10 protein-coding genes, 2 pseudogenes and 3 other annotated features are annotated in these 14,273 nt (G+C 35.1%); of the genes and pseudogenes, 2 read left to right on the forward strand and 10 right to left on the reverse strand.

Going from position 1 to position 14,273, the window contains the following annotated elements; translation table 11 throughout:
• Position 1: 1 nt before the first annotated feature.
• The 5 genes from tyrA to ACSG5Z_RS06995 all read right to left on the reverse strand — a co-directional run bounded on the left by tyrA (position 2) and on the right by ACSG5Z_RS06995 (position 9,053).
• Positions 2-1,102, reverse strand: coding sequence for a prephenate dehydrogenase (tyrA, locus tag ACSG5Z_RS06975; protein ID WP_435711162.1), 1,101 nt, complete (start codon positions 1,100-1,102; stop codon positions 2-4).
• A complete protein-coding gene (gene hisC, locus ACSG5Z_RS06980; protein WP_435711163.1) occupies positions 1,095-2,195 on the reverse strand; it encodes a histidinol-phosphate transaminase in 1,101 nt (366 codons plus the stop codon). Before hisC ends, tyrA begins: the two co-directional genes overlap by 8 nt.
• 18 nt (positions 2,196-2,213) lie before the next feature.
• Complete coding sequence (gene aroC / locus ACSG5Z_RS06985; protein ID WP_435711164.1) at positions 2,214-3,386, reverse strand: chorismate synthase; 1,173 nt, start codon at positions 3,384-3,386, stop codon at positions 2,214-2,216.
• Between the two features lie 53 nt (positions 3,387-3,439).
• Positions 3,440-3,659: a binding site (T-box leader), on the reverse strand.
• 10 nt (positions 3,660-3,669) lie between these two features.
• Positions 3,670-4,746: a bifunctional 3-deoxy-7-phosphoheptulonate synthase/chorismate mutase gene (locus ACSG5Z_RS06990; RefSeq protein WP_001273578.1), complete on the reverse strand. Its 1,077-nt coding sequence runs from the start codon at positions 4,744-4,746 to the stop codon at positions 3,670-3,672.
• Between the two features lie 194 nt (positions 4,747-4,940).
• Positions 4,941-5,176: a binding site (T-box leader), on the reverse strand.
• Positions 5,177-5,230: 54 nt separating this feature from the next.
• Positions 5,231-5,467 (reverse strand) — a binding site (T-box leader).
• Between the two features lie 106 nt (positions 5,468-5,573).
• On the reverse strand, positions 5,574-9,053 hold the full coding sequence (locus ACSG5Z_RS06995) for a DUF4020 domain-containing protein (RefSeq protein ID WP_435711261.1): 3,480 nt from the start codon (positions 9,051-9,053) through the stop codon (positions 5,574-5,576).
• 180 nt (positions 9,054-9,233) lie between these two features.
• Between ACSG5Z_RS06995 and ACSG5Z_RS07000 the strand changes: the two genes are divergently transcribed.
• Positions 9,234-9,671, forward strand: a complete 438-nt coding sequence (locus ACSG5Z_RS07000; protein WP_001013096.1) for a YndM family protein — start codon at positions 9,234-9,236, stop codon at positions 9,669-9,671.
• 119 nt (positions 9,672-9,790) lie between these two features.
• Here the strand turns inward: ACSG5Z_RS07000 and ACSG5Z_RS07005 are convergent, their stop codons facing one another.
• The 3 genes and pseudogenes from ACSG5Z_RS07005 to ACSG5Z_RS07015 form a co-directional block, all read right to left on the reverse strand.
• Entirely contained in the window at positions 9,791-10,321 is a 531-nt protein-coding gene (locus ACSG5Z_RS07005) for a cysteine hydrolase family protein (protein ID WP_435711262.1), read from the reverse strand.
• 15 nt (positions 10,322-10,336) lie between these two features.
• Positions 10,337-10,870, reverse strand: a pseudogene (locus ACSG5Z_RS07010) (GNAT family N-acetyltransferase); the annotation flags it as partial.
• Positions 10,871-10,883: 13 nt separating this feature from the next.
• Positions 10,884-11,189 (reverse strand): annotated as a pseudogene (locus ACSG5Z_RS07015) (YfzA family protein).
• 100 nt (positions 11,190-11,289) lie between these two features.
• Between ACSG5Z_RS07015 and ACSG5Z_RS07020 the strand changes: the two are divergent.
• The gene (locus tag ACSG5Z_RS07020) at positions 11,290-11,808 is read left to right on the forward strand and encodes a kinase (RefSeq protein WP_088122419.1); all 519 of its coding nucleotides are present in this window, start codon (positions 11,290-11,292) and stop codon (positions 11,806-11,808) included.
• A gap of 50 nt (positions 11,809-11,858) precedes the next feature.
• Here ACSG5Z_RS07020 and entB read toward each other — a convergent pair whose 3' ends face one another.
• Both entB and ACSG5Z_RS07030 read right to left on the reverse strand, forming a co-directional pair.
• Complete coding sequence (gene entB, locus ACSG5Z_RS07025) at positions 11,859-13,433, reverse strand: cell wall-binding protein EntB (RefSeq protein ID WP_306007870.1); 1,575 nt, start codon at positions 13,431-13,433, stop codon at positions 11,859-11,861.
• Between the two features lie 335 nt (positions 13,434-13,768).
• Complete coding sequence (locus tag ACSG5Z_RS07030) at positions 13,769-14,260, reverse strand: nitroreductase (protein ID WP_075307578.1); 492 nt, start codon at positions 14,258-14,260, stop codon at positions 13,769-13,771.
• Positions 14,261-14,273 lie beyond the last annotated feature (13 nt).

A 14,273-nucleotide genomic window follows, 5' to 3' on the forward strand; every position in this document is an offset into this window, starting at 1 on the left:
TTTAAATTGTTTCATAAGTTTGGTATTTTTCTACTCTAAGCGCTAGCTTTGCTTTCATACGATCTTCTTCTCTTTGGAAGCTAATACGTAATACCCCAAGCAACCCTTCACGTGCTTCTAATATTTGCAAGTTCGTAATACTAATTTCTTCACGTGCCAGAATACTCGTAATATGAGCCAATGCCCCTACTTTATCTAAAACATCGACGTATAAGTCGTGATAGGCAGGAATTGCCCCTCTCTTTCGTACTGGTAAAGAGTCACGGTATTCTTTCGCGTCTGCAAAATAGTTTTGAATCTCGCCTGCATCTCCGGTAGAAACTGTATCATATAAATCTTCCATTTCAGAGATCCACTCTTTTAATAATACCATTAAATGCTCGCGATTTTGCTTAACAATATCACTCCACATTTTTGGGCTACTAGATGCGATACGTGTAATGTCTTTAAACCCTCCGGCAGCTAATTGATGAATGAGCGGATTATCTCCTGCATGTTTCTCCACTTGCTTTACTAATCCAGCTGCGATAAGATGCGGAAAATGACTAACGATCCCTGTTACATAATCATGTTCCTCCGTATTTAGAACGAGAAAATGAGACCCTGTTCCTTGTAACCAACGCTTTAGTTCTTCCACATGTTCATTTGGCACATGATTCATCGGCGTTAAAATATAAAATGCATTTTCAAATAAATGTGCTTTTGCACTTTCAACTCCCGTTTTATGAGAACCTGCCATCGGATGTCCGCCAATAAAAGAAACTTCCTTTGAAAATAAAGCTTCCGCTTCATTCATGATCGTCCCTTTTGTACTACCAACATCTGTTACAATAACATCTTCTCGTAAATGAAATGACGCTAATTTGTGTAATAACTTCTTCGTTTCTTCAACTGGAGAAGCAAACACAATTAAATGCGCCTCTTCACATGCATGCTGTAAATCTACTGCTACTTCATCTACTACATGTAATTCTTTTGCACGCTCTACTTGTTCTTGAAATATATCATAACCTGTTATCGTTACATTGTGCTCTTTCTTAATTGCTAATGCGAGAGAGCCTCCGATTAAACCAGTTCCAATTAAAACTACCTTTTTACGCATTTTCCTCATCTCGAGACTTTCTTTTTTTATTTTCAAAGTGTTGTTTTAACACTGAAATCACCCCTTCATTTTGCTCCCTTGTTCCGACTGTAATACGGACACCATTTGGGAACGGACGAATAATAAATCCTACGTGTGCACAAGCTTCATAAATCTCCCCAGCATTCTCAACTGGCAAGAAGATGAAATTTGTTTGCGATGGATAAAACGGAATTTCATTTTCCTTACAAAAGCTTTCGTATTGTTGTAATCCCTCTGTATTCACACGAACTATTTCCTCAATAAACTCGTCATCACCAAAAGCAATCGTCGCTGCTTTTTGCGCTAATGAAGATACGTTAAATGGCAAACGTACGACATTTAATTTCTCGATTAGCTCTTCCTGTCCAATTGCATATCCAACGCGGAAAGAAGCTAATCCGTACGCTTTAGAAAATGTTCTAAGTACAAGAATGTTTTTATGTTTTTCTAAAAGCGGTAATGTCTCTGGGAAATCCTTTGCTGTTACGTATTCATAGTACGCTTCATCAATGACAATTAACGTATTTTCACTAATACCTTCAATAAATTGAGTCAATTTTCGATCATTCACATATGTGCCTGTCGGGTTGTTTGGATTACAAATCCATACGATTTTCGTATTATTATTTATTGCTGACGAAATTTCGTCTAAATCGTATACACCGTTATTTAAAGGGATTTCTTTCACTTCACAACCTTCAATAATTGCATGATGACGGTACTGCGGGAATGTTGCACCAGCCGTTACGATGTTATCTCCTGCTCTAAGTACTGCACGGCTTATTATTTGAATGACTTCATCTAAACCACTACCGCAAAGTATTTGTTCCATTTGAACATGTAACTTATTTGCAATTGTTTGACGAAGCGCTATAGCACCTCCGTCAGGATATAAAGCATGTTCCAACCACGATTTTTGCAACTCATCTAAAACACGTGGTGAGCAGCCGAATGGATTTTCATTTGATGCTAATTTCACAAATAAATGATCTCCGTACACTTCTTTCATTTGTTCAGGTGATTTACCTGGTTTATATGGTTGTAATGATGATAGTTGATCTTTTACTTGCATGTTAAAACCACCTTTTTATTAAAATTCTTTTGCGTATTTATTATGTTGCGTAATGTTTTGCTGAATTAAATCCATACGATCTTTTCCGAATTGTTCGACTAGTGCATGTGCAAGTTCCCATGCTATAACAGATTCAGCTACTACACCTGCTGCTGGTACTGCACAACTATCAGATCTTTCAATACTCGCTTGGAATGCTTCTTTCGTATCAATATCAACGCTTGCTAACGGTTTGTATAATGTAGGTATTGGCTTCATAACACCTCTTACGACAATTGGCATTCCTGTTGTCATACCGCCTTCTAAACCGCCGGCATTATTCGTTTTTCTCGTGTATCCATTTTCTTCATCCCATAATATTTCATCGTGTACTTTACTTCCTGGCTGTCTTGCTGCTTCAAAACCAACGCCAATTTCAGCACCTTTAAATGCATTAATACTCATAATTGCACCAGCAAGTTTTGCATCTAATTTACGATCGTAATGAACGTAACTACCAACACCAATTGGCATACCTTCTGCAATGACTTCAACAATACCGCCGATTGAATCCCCACTACTTTTAGCGTTATCTATCGCATCCATCATCTCTTGTTCTACTTCTTTATCTAAACATCGAACTGGTGAATTTTCAGTAATCGTTTGAATTTCTTCTATTGGTAAGTTTGAAATTCGTTTCGCTTGTACCCCACCAATTTCAAGAACATGCCCTGCAATTTCTACGCCTAATTCTTTCAAAATTTGTTTCGCAACTGCACCAGCAGCTACACGAACTGTCGTTTCTCTTGCAGATGAGCGCTCTAATACGTTTCTTATATCACGATGTCCATATTTAATTGCACCGTTTAAATCTGCATGTCCTGGACGTGGTTTTGTAATTGTACGTTTCATATCTTTACTTTCTTTTTCCGAAATTGGCTCTGCACCCATTACTTTCGTCCAATGTTTGAAATCATCATTTTTAACGATTAACGTTATTGGTGAGCCAAGTGTCATCCCATGACGAACACCACTTACAATTTCAACTGTATCAGTTTCTATTTGCATGCGTCTTCCGCGTCCGTGCCCTTTTTGTCTTCTTAGTAATTCTTTATTAATATGTTTCGATGTTAATGTTAAACCTGCTGGTACACCTTCTAAAATAACTGTTAACTGCGGTCCATGTGATTCTCCAGCTGTAATGTATCTCATTTCTCTTGCCCCTTTACTATTTTTTTGTACAAAAAAGTCCCTACTGAGCGCTCAGTAGGGACGATGTTTATCGCGGTACCACCCTAGTTGTAGACAACTATCGTCTACCTCTCTTCTTCTGTAACGATCGTTTGACCGTCTTTCCCTCCAAAAGTTGGCGGAAAAGATGCTCCAAGGCTGTAATTCATGCTTATCTTTGTACTGATTCACACCGACCATCAGCTCTCTTTAACAGTGAGATAAGCACTACTGTTTCCTCTTCAGCGCATACTATGATATGGAATTAAGATAATTTATTTTTGAAACCTTTTAACTCATCCATGAATCTATGGAATTCTGGAATATCCATTTGTTGTGCAGAATCTGATAATGCAACCGCTGGGTCTGGGTGTACTTCAGCCATTACTGCATCTGCGCCAATTGCAAGTGCTGCTTTCGCTGTTGGTAATAATAAATCTCTGCGTCCAGTTGAATGCGTTACGTCAACGATTACTGGTAAATGTGTTTCTTTCTTTAAAATCGGTACTGCTGAAATGTCTAATGTGTTACGTGTCGCTCTTTCGTATGTGCGGATACCACGCTCACATAGAATAATTTGGTCGTTACCTTGTGCAATGATGTACTCAGCTGCGTTAATGAACTCATCAATTGTTGCTGCTAATCCACGTTTTAATAATACTGGCTTGTTAACTTTACCTACAGCTCGTAATAAATCGAAGTTTTGCATGTTACGTGCACCGACTTGAATGACATCAACGTAGTCTAGCGCCATTTCAACATCGTTCGGATTTAAGATTTCACTAATGATCGCTAAGTCGAACTCATCTGCTACTTGGCGTAAAATTTGTAATCCTTCTACTCCTAAACCTTGGAAATCGTATGGAGATGTTCTTGGTTTGAAAGCACCACCGCGCATTAATTTTAGACCTTGGTCTTTCATCGCTTGCCCTACTTGGCGAACTTGCTCTAAGCTTTCTACCGCACAAGGTCCCATGATGAACGTTTGTGTTCCGTTTCCAATCAATTCACCTTTTACATTAACGATTGTATTTTCTTGTTTCTTTTTACGTGATACTAGTAATGCTTTACGGTTATCATCTTCTTGTAATTCTAAGCTAGCTTTGAAGATTGTTTTGAAAATGTGTTGAACTGTTGACGTTTCGAATGGTCCTTCGTTATGCTCTGCGATCATATCAAGTACTTCACGCTCACGTACTGGATCAAAACGTTTCGTACCTTGTACTTGCTTTTGCTCCCCAATTTTTTGAACGATTTCACCACGTTTGTTTAAAAGGTGTAATAGTTGTAAGTTAATTTCATCTACCTGTTTACGTAATTGATCTAATTCATGATTTGCCATTTGGAAATCCTCCTCTAATGTTTTAAAAGTATAGTAAGAGAATGAAAAATTCTCTATTTTCTGAACTGATAAATTATACAAAATTTAAGTGGAATCGATACCTCTTCTTATTTTAAACGAATACTTACTATAAGGACACTATCAACTCAATCAAAACCCACTTTTTTGTACAAAAAATCCCTACTGATTCAATCAGTAGGGACGATATTTATCGCGGTACCACCCTAGTTGTAGACTTATTTCGTCTACCTCTCTTCATTGTTAACGATCATCTGACCGTCTTTCCCTTCATAAAGACAATACTATCTTTACTACGAAAAAGATGCTCTAGGACTGTAATTCGCTCTTGTTTTTGTACTGGTTCGCACCAACCACCAGCTCTCTGTTACAGGGAAACAACAACTACTGCTTTTCCTTTCAACGCATATATATTTAATTTTCAAGTTAGACCACTAAAATACAAAAAGTCCCTACTGAATAAATCAGTAGGGACGATATTTATCGCGGTACCACCCTAGTTGTAGACTAACTTTCCGTCTACCTCTCTTCACTGTTAACGATCAATTGACCGCTTTTTCTTCATAAAGACAATACTATCTTTACTACGAAAAAGATGCTCCAAGACTGTAATTCATGATTATCCCTGTACTGGTTCACACCAACCACCAGCTCTCTGTTACAGTAAGACTAACCACTACTGTGATCTCTTCATTGCACTTTGTTTATTCAAATGTTTTTGAAATTGAATAAGTATGATTCGTATTATAGAACGCTTTTCAAAACACTGTCAACAACTTTTTATATTTTTTTAAAATTCCACTTCCGCCCTACATTTCTCCTTGTAAATTCTCCATAACAATTCCGATGCGAATTATCTCATTATCTATTGCATTTAATACATATTTTTCTACTCCATACTGGATTAATATTTCTTTTATTTGAATGATTTCATTTTCAAGTAAATCGGCTTCTTGAAGCGTTTGTAGTAAAGTGAAAAATACATTTGCATACAATTCTTTATACATTTTTATACTTTCTGTCTTTTCAAGTATTTCATTAAACAACTGTTTTAACTCCGTTTGATTCCCTTTTCCAACCAAACCTGAAAATGTTTTTATTATAGATAATCCTCTTTCTACTATTTCATCCATAAATAAAATAATACGCAAAAGCATTACATATTCTCTAGCTGTGATTTCACCCATTTTCGGTCGCTCTCGCAAAAATACACTGAGCCAAGATGCCCAAAATTTTTGTTGTTCTTTTGCACTTAACGTTTTGACGTAATAGCATAAAAACTGCATAAATTTAATTTTATTTTCTTCATTTTCTTGTATAAGTAACGGGTATAACCAATCTGTTTTTTGCTCCCAATATAGTACACATTTAATAAATACAAAACTGAGCCATTTCAAGAAAGCTTCCCTCGTATGCGGATGTAATACTTCCAAATGTTCTACCGCATACTTAATAAATCGTTTCATTTCTGTAAATAAAGGTAAATTGATTTGCGTGTAACATAAGCCTGCCCATGCATATTTCGTAATCTCATTTTCTTTCTTTAAATCTAAGCACGGTAACAAATATTTTCGGCACCATTGCTTCTCAATATGATAAAGAAATGTAACATCTGCTACTAAACGAGCTAACATAAAATTTGTCCGTTCTTTACTAACTCTTACTTGTTCTTCAAATAAAAATAAATATTCATATACATTACGATCGTATAAATGATCATATGATAACAGTTTTAATAATACAGCTGTCATTTTTCCAACAGGATGCTGAATCGATTCATTGTAAAAGTCTTGTTTTCCAAGCTTAAAATCTGTATCACTTTTCATTACTTGAGGGAATACCGAAAAAGCAAAACGTTTCACATTGCGTATACTATTTTCCTCTAACTCTTCTAATCGATTACTAATTTCATATAGAAAGCTACTAATTAACCAATGAAAAGAAGTATTTCTAACAAATTTCTGTAATAGCGGAATTACTTTTTGGATTTGTTCATTTGTCAATCCTCGGTTATTTCGCCACTCTCTAATACAAACAAACCATACTTCATTACTTATTTCGTGCATACCAACTAATTGATAGGCAAATGAAATACTCCATTCTGTATTCAACTTACATGCTTTCGATAACATCTCTAAAAAATGGCGTTGTTCAAAAACACCATCTTGAGAAAATTGACGAACTTGCTTCATAATTTCATCGTCTTTCAACTGCAATAATCCATCAGCAGTTACATTACAAGTAATACTTTGATCTGCCGTCTCTTTCTTTTGTACACTATATCGATCAGAATGAAAGTGAGGATGTTTTTGCTTCATTAACTCATAACCTTTTGCTGTAGATGGACTATTCGAATCACAAGTGAATAATAAATCTAAAACTAAACAAGCATCAAATGCTCTCTCCTCTGCAAGGTCCTTCAATACAATTTGAATAACCTCTTCCTTTGTTTTTTCTAAAGAGAGTGCGAAATGATTTTTTATAAGTTGAAAAACTTCGTGTTTATACGTGACATCTAAAAAAAGTCCTTCCTGTAACAACCATTTCATTTTGGCATCAGCGCTAACGAATCTATTTTTATTCATCGCATCAATTGCAATTCGGTTCTGAAGCATGCTGTTTGCTTCTATCATTTCTGTAATATAATAATTTGCTTTTTTTTCATTATTTTCACACAAATAAGCTAAACACTCTTTTACAATTTGAATTAAAAATGCAAGATCATTTTGCTGAAACTCTTTTTCAACATTTTCCTTATCCTTTTTTTTCAGTGCCGTTTGTCGTAGTGATAACATTCGCATCTTCTCTATTCCCATCATCATAATTGGTACGGCGTAATAGGAAATATGAGGTTTCATCTTCTCATTCCAAATTTGCTCCACATAAGAAAATGTAGACACTGGTAAACGACTCGATTCCTCAAGTTCTATTGATTCTTGCGTATCATTTCCCCATTTTCTTTCCCGCTTCAATTTCAGTTTTCCGTCCAAAATAAACGTTAGTAATAATAAAGCAATTTCTTTATGCTCAGGAAAAGAACATTTTTGCAGTAAGCAAGAAATTTTTTCAATAGATTTACTATCTTTTTCAGCTGTTTCTAATAAAAGAAGCGTCCATCTTGCAAACAACAACGGGTCCATTTTAATTTTCGTTTCGTTTAAGTAGCTACAAATTGTTCTCCATAATAACGGAGATATTTTAGAATGATTTTTAAAAATTAATTGAAATAATTCTTTTTGATGACTAAAAAGAAATTGTTCCACCAACCATTCTGCAAGTAATTCATCTACCTCATTATCGTTTGATGTAACTAAAAATAAATTTTGTAATTTCCCTTCTGCTTCAAGCCATTCCACCCATTCATAATCATGAGCAAATTCAACAAAGTAGCGGACTGTTTCAATTTTTTTTATGGATTGTTTTATGTATGATAATTGTTCCTGCTCTACTGACGGTGGAACTGTTACTATGTCACGAATTCGCATTCGTTTTGTAATATAATTATCTCCCATTAATTCTGCCCATCGCTTCACTGCTTTAACAAGAGATTGATGATTATTACCTTTATTCGGGTATACAATCGGCCGTATTCCTAAATGCTCCCAATGGTACGTATTTTCCCCTTGTGCAACAAATGCATAACGCCTTGTACTTGGCGGTAAACCAGTAGCCAAATATTTCATTACTGGGTCATTATGGCTATATCCAACGAATAAAACAGTATAATTCGAGAATAAATCAACTAAAAACCTTCTTGCCCAGCCTTCGGTCAAGTAAGCCCTTCCAAAATCACCATCTGTTAAAATTAAAGCTTCTTTCTCTTGTTCTATATTGCCATGTATGTAAGCGAGTCCTTTAAACGCTCTACCTGTAGGTAATGCAGGTGCGTAATATACGTTTAATTCTCTATTCATTTCTTTCATCGCAGTTGTAAAATGCCGATCAAAATTTGTCGTGACAATGCGGACTTCCGTATCTAAAGGAAACAACCTCGGAATCGCATAATGAAGCGGATTCGGCTTTGATTTTTCAATATGAACTAAATCTCTTGCAACTTGATGTATATCTTTTGTTTTCGCAATTTTACCAAGATAATAATCATGAGGTTCTGTTATTTCACGCGTTTCTACATATAACGTTTTCGCAATCTCATCAACTAGATCATCAAAATTCGGTAAGTTTGATTTCCCTTTCATAGAAACTCCCGCTCCAACAAATAGTACTAACTTTCCTTGTTCAAGATGATCAATTAACTCCTCTGGAATTTCTACTTCTGAAGTAATCCACATCATGGATTCCCCCTTACCTAAAAATGTCATATACTCTCATTTTACTATAACATTTTTTCTTTGTTTTTTTAATATTTAGACAAAAAACGAACATGAAAAAGTTTTATGTAAATATATTCGTTACAATGTATGAACTCCTAAATTTATTGTAAAACTATGTATAAATCGGAGGTGTAAATATTGAATGGTTTTACTGTAGTACTTATCAAATTTATATCGTGCATTATCGCATTTAGTATTGGACTCGCTTTATTTTTCCCTGCAACGTTCGTCCAAATTATTTCATTTAGTCTCTTTGTTACAATCGTTTCCTATATGTTCGTCGATAAAATCATATTAAACCGAATAGGCAATACCGGTGCCATTATGTCGGATTTCTTACTAACGTATTTAAGCGTATGGATTTTCGGTAATATTTTATTAGACAATTACATGCAAATTGCATGGGGGAGTTTCCTTTCCGCTACTGTCTTTACATTATCTGAAGTAATTGTTCATCGCTTTTCTAACTCACACACAAGGCACAACAACGATAACATTCATATTAATCGCCGCTTTGCATATGGTACGGAATTTGCTGAAGAGCAGAATGTGTTGGATAAAGATAAGAAGAAGTAACATTTTGATGCAGGAGCGCCTCTTTTAATTATGTGGTGCTCCTTTTGTGTATTTTCATTATGGTATGTGAAATTATACGAACAATTTTTTTAATATATCTTATAATAAAAAACTGCCTCTTATTTAGAGGCAGTCACTTTCAAATCTTTTAACGCAACAACATTAGCAAGCGCTCCAAACACTACATTATGATGCTTTACAATGTCTTCCGCACGTAACACGTCTGTATGAAACGTACTATGTGCATCACTCACTAACGTTACTTTATAACCTTCACTAAACGCTCTTCGCGTTGTCGTATCCACACAGTACTCTGTTTGCATTCCTGAAATAATAACGTGTTCAATGCCTTTTTCTTGTAATACTTCGTTTAAGTTTGTCTTATGGAAAGAATCTGGCGTCGTCTTTTCAACGATACGATCCCCTTTTTGCGGAGCAATCGCCTCATGCACTTTCCAGCCCTCTGTACCTTTTTCTAACGGATGATCTTTTGGTCCGTTATGTTGTACATAAATAACTGGAATATCATTAGAACGACATTCCCCAATAAGCTCTTGCAATATTTCTAAAAACTTTTCCCCGTTATGTACTGGCATTCCCGCTGTATACATACCTGCTTGCACATCAATTACTAATAAAGCTTTTTTCATTTCGCGCAGCTCCCTTTGTTTGTATTCTATCATCCAACAATCTTCTAATTTCCCCTCATGCAGCTCATGTTCCTTTAATATCTTCACTTTTTTAAAGCCGCATTTTTCATAACATTTTATCGCACGTTCATTATTTACTTTCGGATCCATTGCGATTGCTTCTGCTCTCGTGTTCTCCATAATATATGTAATTGCTGCCTGAACGAGTTTCGTTCCAATTCCTTTTCCCCAATAAGTCGGCTCTCCGATAAATTGATCCATTCCCCATACATTTTGTGATTCTTCATAGCCATATAATGTTTTCCACTCAGAATCAATTGGGTACATTTGTATGTAACCAATTGGAACAGCATCAAACTCTATTAAACATCTTTTTTCATGACTATTTGGATTATGTATAAAATGATTCAGTACCATTTCTACAGATTGCGGATTATCGCGTCCTTCGTAATACCGCAAGACTTCTGGGTCTGTTAGCCATTTTGAAATGATTGGTGCATCCTCTTCTTTTACGTATCTAATCGATATATTATCTTTTTGAAATAGCATATAATACCTCTTTTTAATTATTTATATTTTTTCTTGTTGTGAAATCTTTCATTACACCTATTAGTGCGTATGGTAACAATGTAATCGCAAAAAGAGCTGTAAACACATTAAAATGAGGGATTTCATATGGAGTGAACCATTCCGTGAAAAATTGGGAATGTAAAATTCTATTTGAAATTTTCCCACTAGGTTTAAAGTTTGGTGCACATCCTGTACTCTCAAACATAATAAATAGTAATTGAACAATTATAAATGCCCCTAAATAACGAAACCATGTCCGTTTCTATATAGGGTGTGTATTCTTTAATGTATCTTCCATCTAGCCCCCTCCTTTAAATATCCATCATATTGAGTATACACTTTCTTTACTTCATTTGTTAAAATTTTCTATATAATCATTCGTGTTGGAGGAATACATTATGTCTAATTCTATACTTAAATCAACTTTAATCATTCTTAGAGGAAACTCCGCAAGTGGTAAAACAACAATCGCAAAGCAACTACAAGAACATTTCGGACAAGGTACACTTTTAGTATCGCAGGATGTTGTACGTAGAGATATGCTTAGCGTACATGATACGATGGGGAACTTATCTCATGATCTACTATTTGAAATTACGAAGTACGGAAAAGGAAAGTGTGAGTTTGTTATTTTAGAAGGTATTTTAAACAGTCGTAGATACGGTGAAATGCTAAAAGAGTTAATACATTTTTTTGAAGGAAAGGCATATACATATTACTTTGATTTATCATTAAAAGAAACGATTCGACGACATAACACAAGGGACAAACGATATGAATTTGGTGAGGGTTCCCTACAAAAATGGTATAATCCGCACGATACAATTGAAGTTGCTCGAGAAACTATTTTTACAGATACATTCACGCAAAAAGATATATTTAATGCGATTCTTACTGATGTTGCGATACAAAAATAAAAGCCAGTCTCAATAAAGAGAACTGACTTCTATCTAGATAACTTTATTTATTAAAGGATTTTAACTTTAACAGTTTGTCTTCCCCAATTCATAGCTTTACTTTTTGAGCCCATTAAAACATCAATACGATTTCCTTTAATAGCACTTCCAGTATCACCAGCAATTGCTTCGCCATAACCTTCTACCCATACTTTAGATCCTAATGGGATTACTTTCGGATCTACTGCGATAATTCTCATATTCGGATTAGCCGTTAAATCATGCCCCATCGCAGTTAAAACACGTCCACCATATGTACCATTTTCACTTGGATCAGCAGTATATGCTGTCGCAACTACCGTTAATTCACGTTTAGCAGACTGTATGTTATTTTTAGACTCTTCTCTTGCTTTTGCTTCTTCCTTAGCCTTTGCTATTTCTCTTGCTTTCTCTTCTTCTTTTGCTTTTGCTATTTCCTTTGCTTTCTCTTCTTCTTTAGCCTTTGCTATTTCCCTTGCTTTCTCTTCTTCTTTAGCCTTTGCTATTTCCCTTGCTTTCTCTTCTTCTTTAGCCTTTGCTATTTCTCTTGCTTTCTCTTCTTCTTTAGCCTTTGCTATTTCCCTTGCTTCGGCCTCTTCCTTAGCTTTTGCTTCTTCTTGGGTTTTCACGTCTTCTTTAGGCTTTACTATTTCTTGTACTTTCGTTTCTTCCTTAGGCTTTACTACTTCTTGTACTTTCACTTCTTCTTTTGGCTTTACTACTTCTTGTACTTTCACTTCTTCTTTAGGCTTTACTACTTCTTGTACTTTCACTTCTTCTTTTGGCTTTACTACTTCTTGTACTTTCACTTCTTCTTTTGGCTTTACTACTTCTTGTACTTTCGCTTCTTCTTTTGGCTTTACTACTTCTTGTACTTTCGCTTCTTCTTTTGGCTTTACTACTTCTTGTACTTTCACTTCTTCTTTTGGCTTTACTACTTCTTGTACCTTCACTTCTTCCTTAGGCTTTACTACTTCTTGTATTTTCACTTCTTCCTTAGGCTTTACTACTTCTTGTACTTTCACTTCTTCCTTAGGCTTTGTTACTTTTTGTACTTTCGCTTCTTCCTTAGGCTTTGCTATCTTTTGTGCTTTAACTTCATCCTTAGCTTTAGCTGTTTTGTATACTTTCGCTACTTGCTTCGTTTTCTCTTTAGCTGTTTTTTCAACTGGTGCTGTACTTGATAGGAAAGAAACATTAACATAAGCTGTTTTTCCTTTATACTCAAATTGTAACCAACCGTCTTTTACTTGATGCGTTGATTCAATTACATCATTTGTTTTTAGTCTACCAAGTATTTCTGATTCTGTACTTGCATCAGAACGGACATTTAACAAATTCGCTGTTACATAATACACATCTTTTGTAAACTCCGCACTTACAAACACTTCTTTACCATTTAAATCAATTTTGGACCATCCTTCTTCCGTATGTATAACCTTTAACTTTTCTCCTTCTTTTACTTTTTTGACAACTTTTGATTCAGTAGTCGGTTTTTCACGTACGTTGAGTACATCTGCTGTTACGATTGTTTCTGCGGTAGCAGTTGTAGTAAATGCTCCCAATCCAAAAACAGTTGCTGTTGCTGCGCCAATTATTTTTTTCATATTAGCCTCCATTATTTTTTTGAATTCTATCAAATACTTCCATAAAATTAGGAAAGCATTTGTAACAGTATATTAATACGACTTAATATACTGCTATTAAAAATCCTTACTCCAATACTATCAAATTCTCATTTTTAATTCTATATATTATAAAGTGAAACTTTAATCATTGGGGGTTTTGTTCATCCCCCAATGATTATTAGCCCTCACCAATCGGACGTTTACGGACAGCCCGACTCCCACCTAACTTCTTTGCTCCAACTGAATTTTGAGGTGGGAGTTTTACTGTCCGTTAACGCGGGATAAATCTCACTATCTTCTATAAACTCTTCATACTAAATAGTTGTCACAATTCCTGCCAAAAACAAACTTACGATTGCTAAAAATTTTGTGCCGACTATAGCCCCTCTTAAATGAAACTTATAATCTTTATATCCCTTCATGCCTTCTGTACTAGGAATAACAACAAATCTTGGGGTAATCCAGCAAAAGATTAGCCAATCAATTATAAACAAATCTACTAAATTGAAAATCATTAAAATACCAAAAGTATGTAAATAGGCATCAACATATAATAATTTTTCATGTTTATGTAGTATATATGTAGAAACGACAGGCGTACCGAAAAGAATAGCATTATATGCAATATTAAAGTAGATTGTTTGCTTTTTTTCATGAATCGATTTTGGAAAAACTACCTTTTGAATATCTTTCGGATATTCAGTTAACGAAAGACGAGGATTATAATATAAAGATCCTAAAATCATTACAGATAGTACAATAGACATAATGACACCAACGTACATCATTTGCTCAAATGGATTCATATGCTTCATTCAC

The sequence above is a fragment of the Bacillus pretiosus genome, assembly GCF_051294775.1.
GTDB lineage: Bacteria > Bacillota > Bacilli > Bacillales > Bacillaceae_G > Bacillus_A > Bacillus_A wiedmannii.

Bases quoted from the DNA above. Each gene is read 5' to 3' on its own strand.
- ACSG5Z_RS06995 (WP_435711261.1), bottom strand. From the start codon at position 9,053: ATGTGGATTACTTCAGAAGTAGAAATTCCAGAGGAGTTAATTGATCAT.
- ACSG5Z_RS07030 (WP_075307578.1), bottom strand. From the start codon at position 14,260: ATGAATCCATTTGAGCAAATGATGTACGTTGGTGTCATTATGTCTATT.
- ACSG5Z_RS07020 (WP_088122419.1), top strand. From the start codon at position 11,290: ATGTCTAATTCTATACTTAAATCAACTTTAATCATTCTTAGAGGAAAC.
- hisC (WP_435711163.1), bottom strand. From the start codon at position 2,195: ATGCAAGTAAAAGATCAACTATCATCATTACAACCATATAAACCAGGT.
- ACSG5Z_RS06990 (WP_001273578.1), bottom strand. From the start codon at position 4,746: ATGGCAAATCATGAATTAGATCAATTACGTAAACAGGTAGATGAAATT.
- ACSG5Z_RS07005 (WP_435711262.1), bottom strand. From the start codon at position 10,321: ATGAAAAAAGCTTTATTAGTAATTGATGTGCAAGCAGGTATGTATACA.
- aroC (WP_435711164.1), bottom strand. From the start codon at position 3,386: ATGAGATACATTACAGCTGGAGAATCACATGGACCGCAGTTAACAGTT.
- entB (WP_306007870.1), bottom strand. From the start codon at position 13,433: ATGAAAAAAATAATTGGCGCAGCAACAGCAACTGTTTTTGGATTGGGA.
- tyrA (WP_435711162.1), bottom strand. From the start codon at position 1,102: ATGCGTAAAAAGGTAGTTTTAATTGGAACTGGTTTAATCGGAGGCTCT.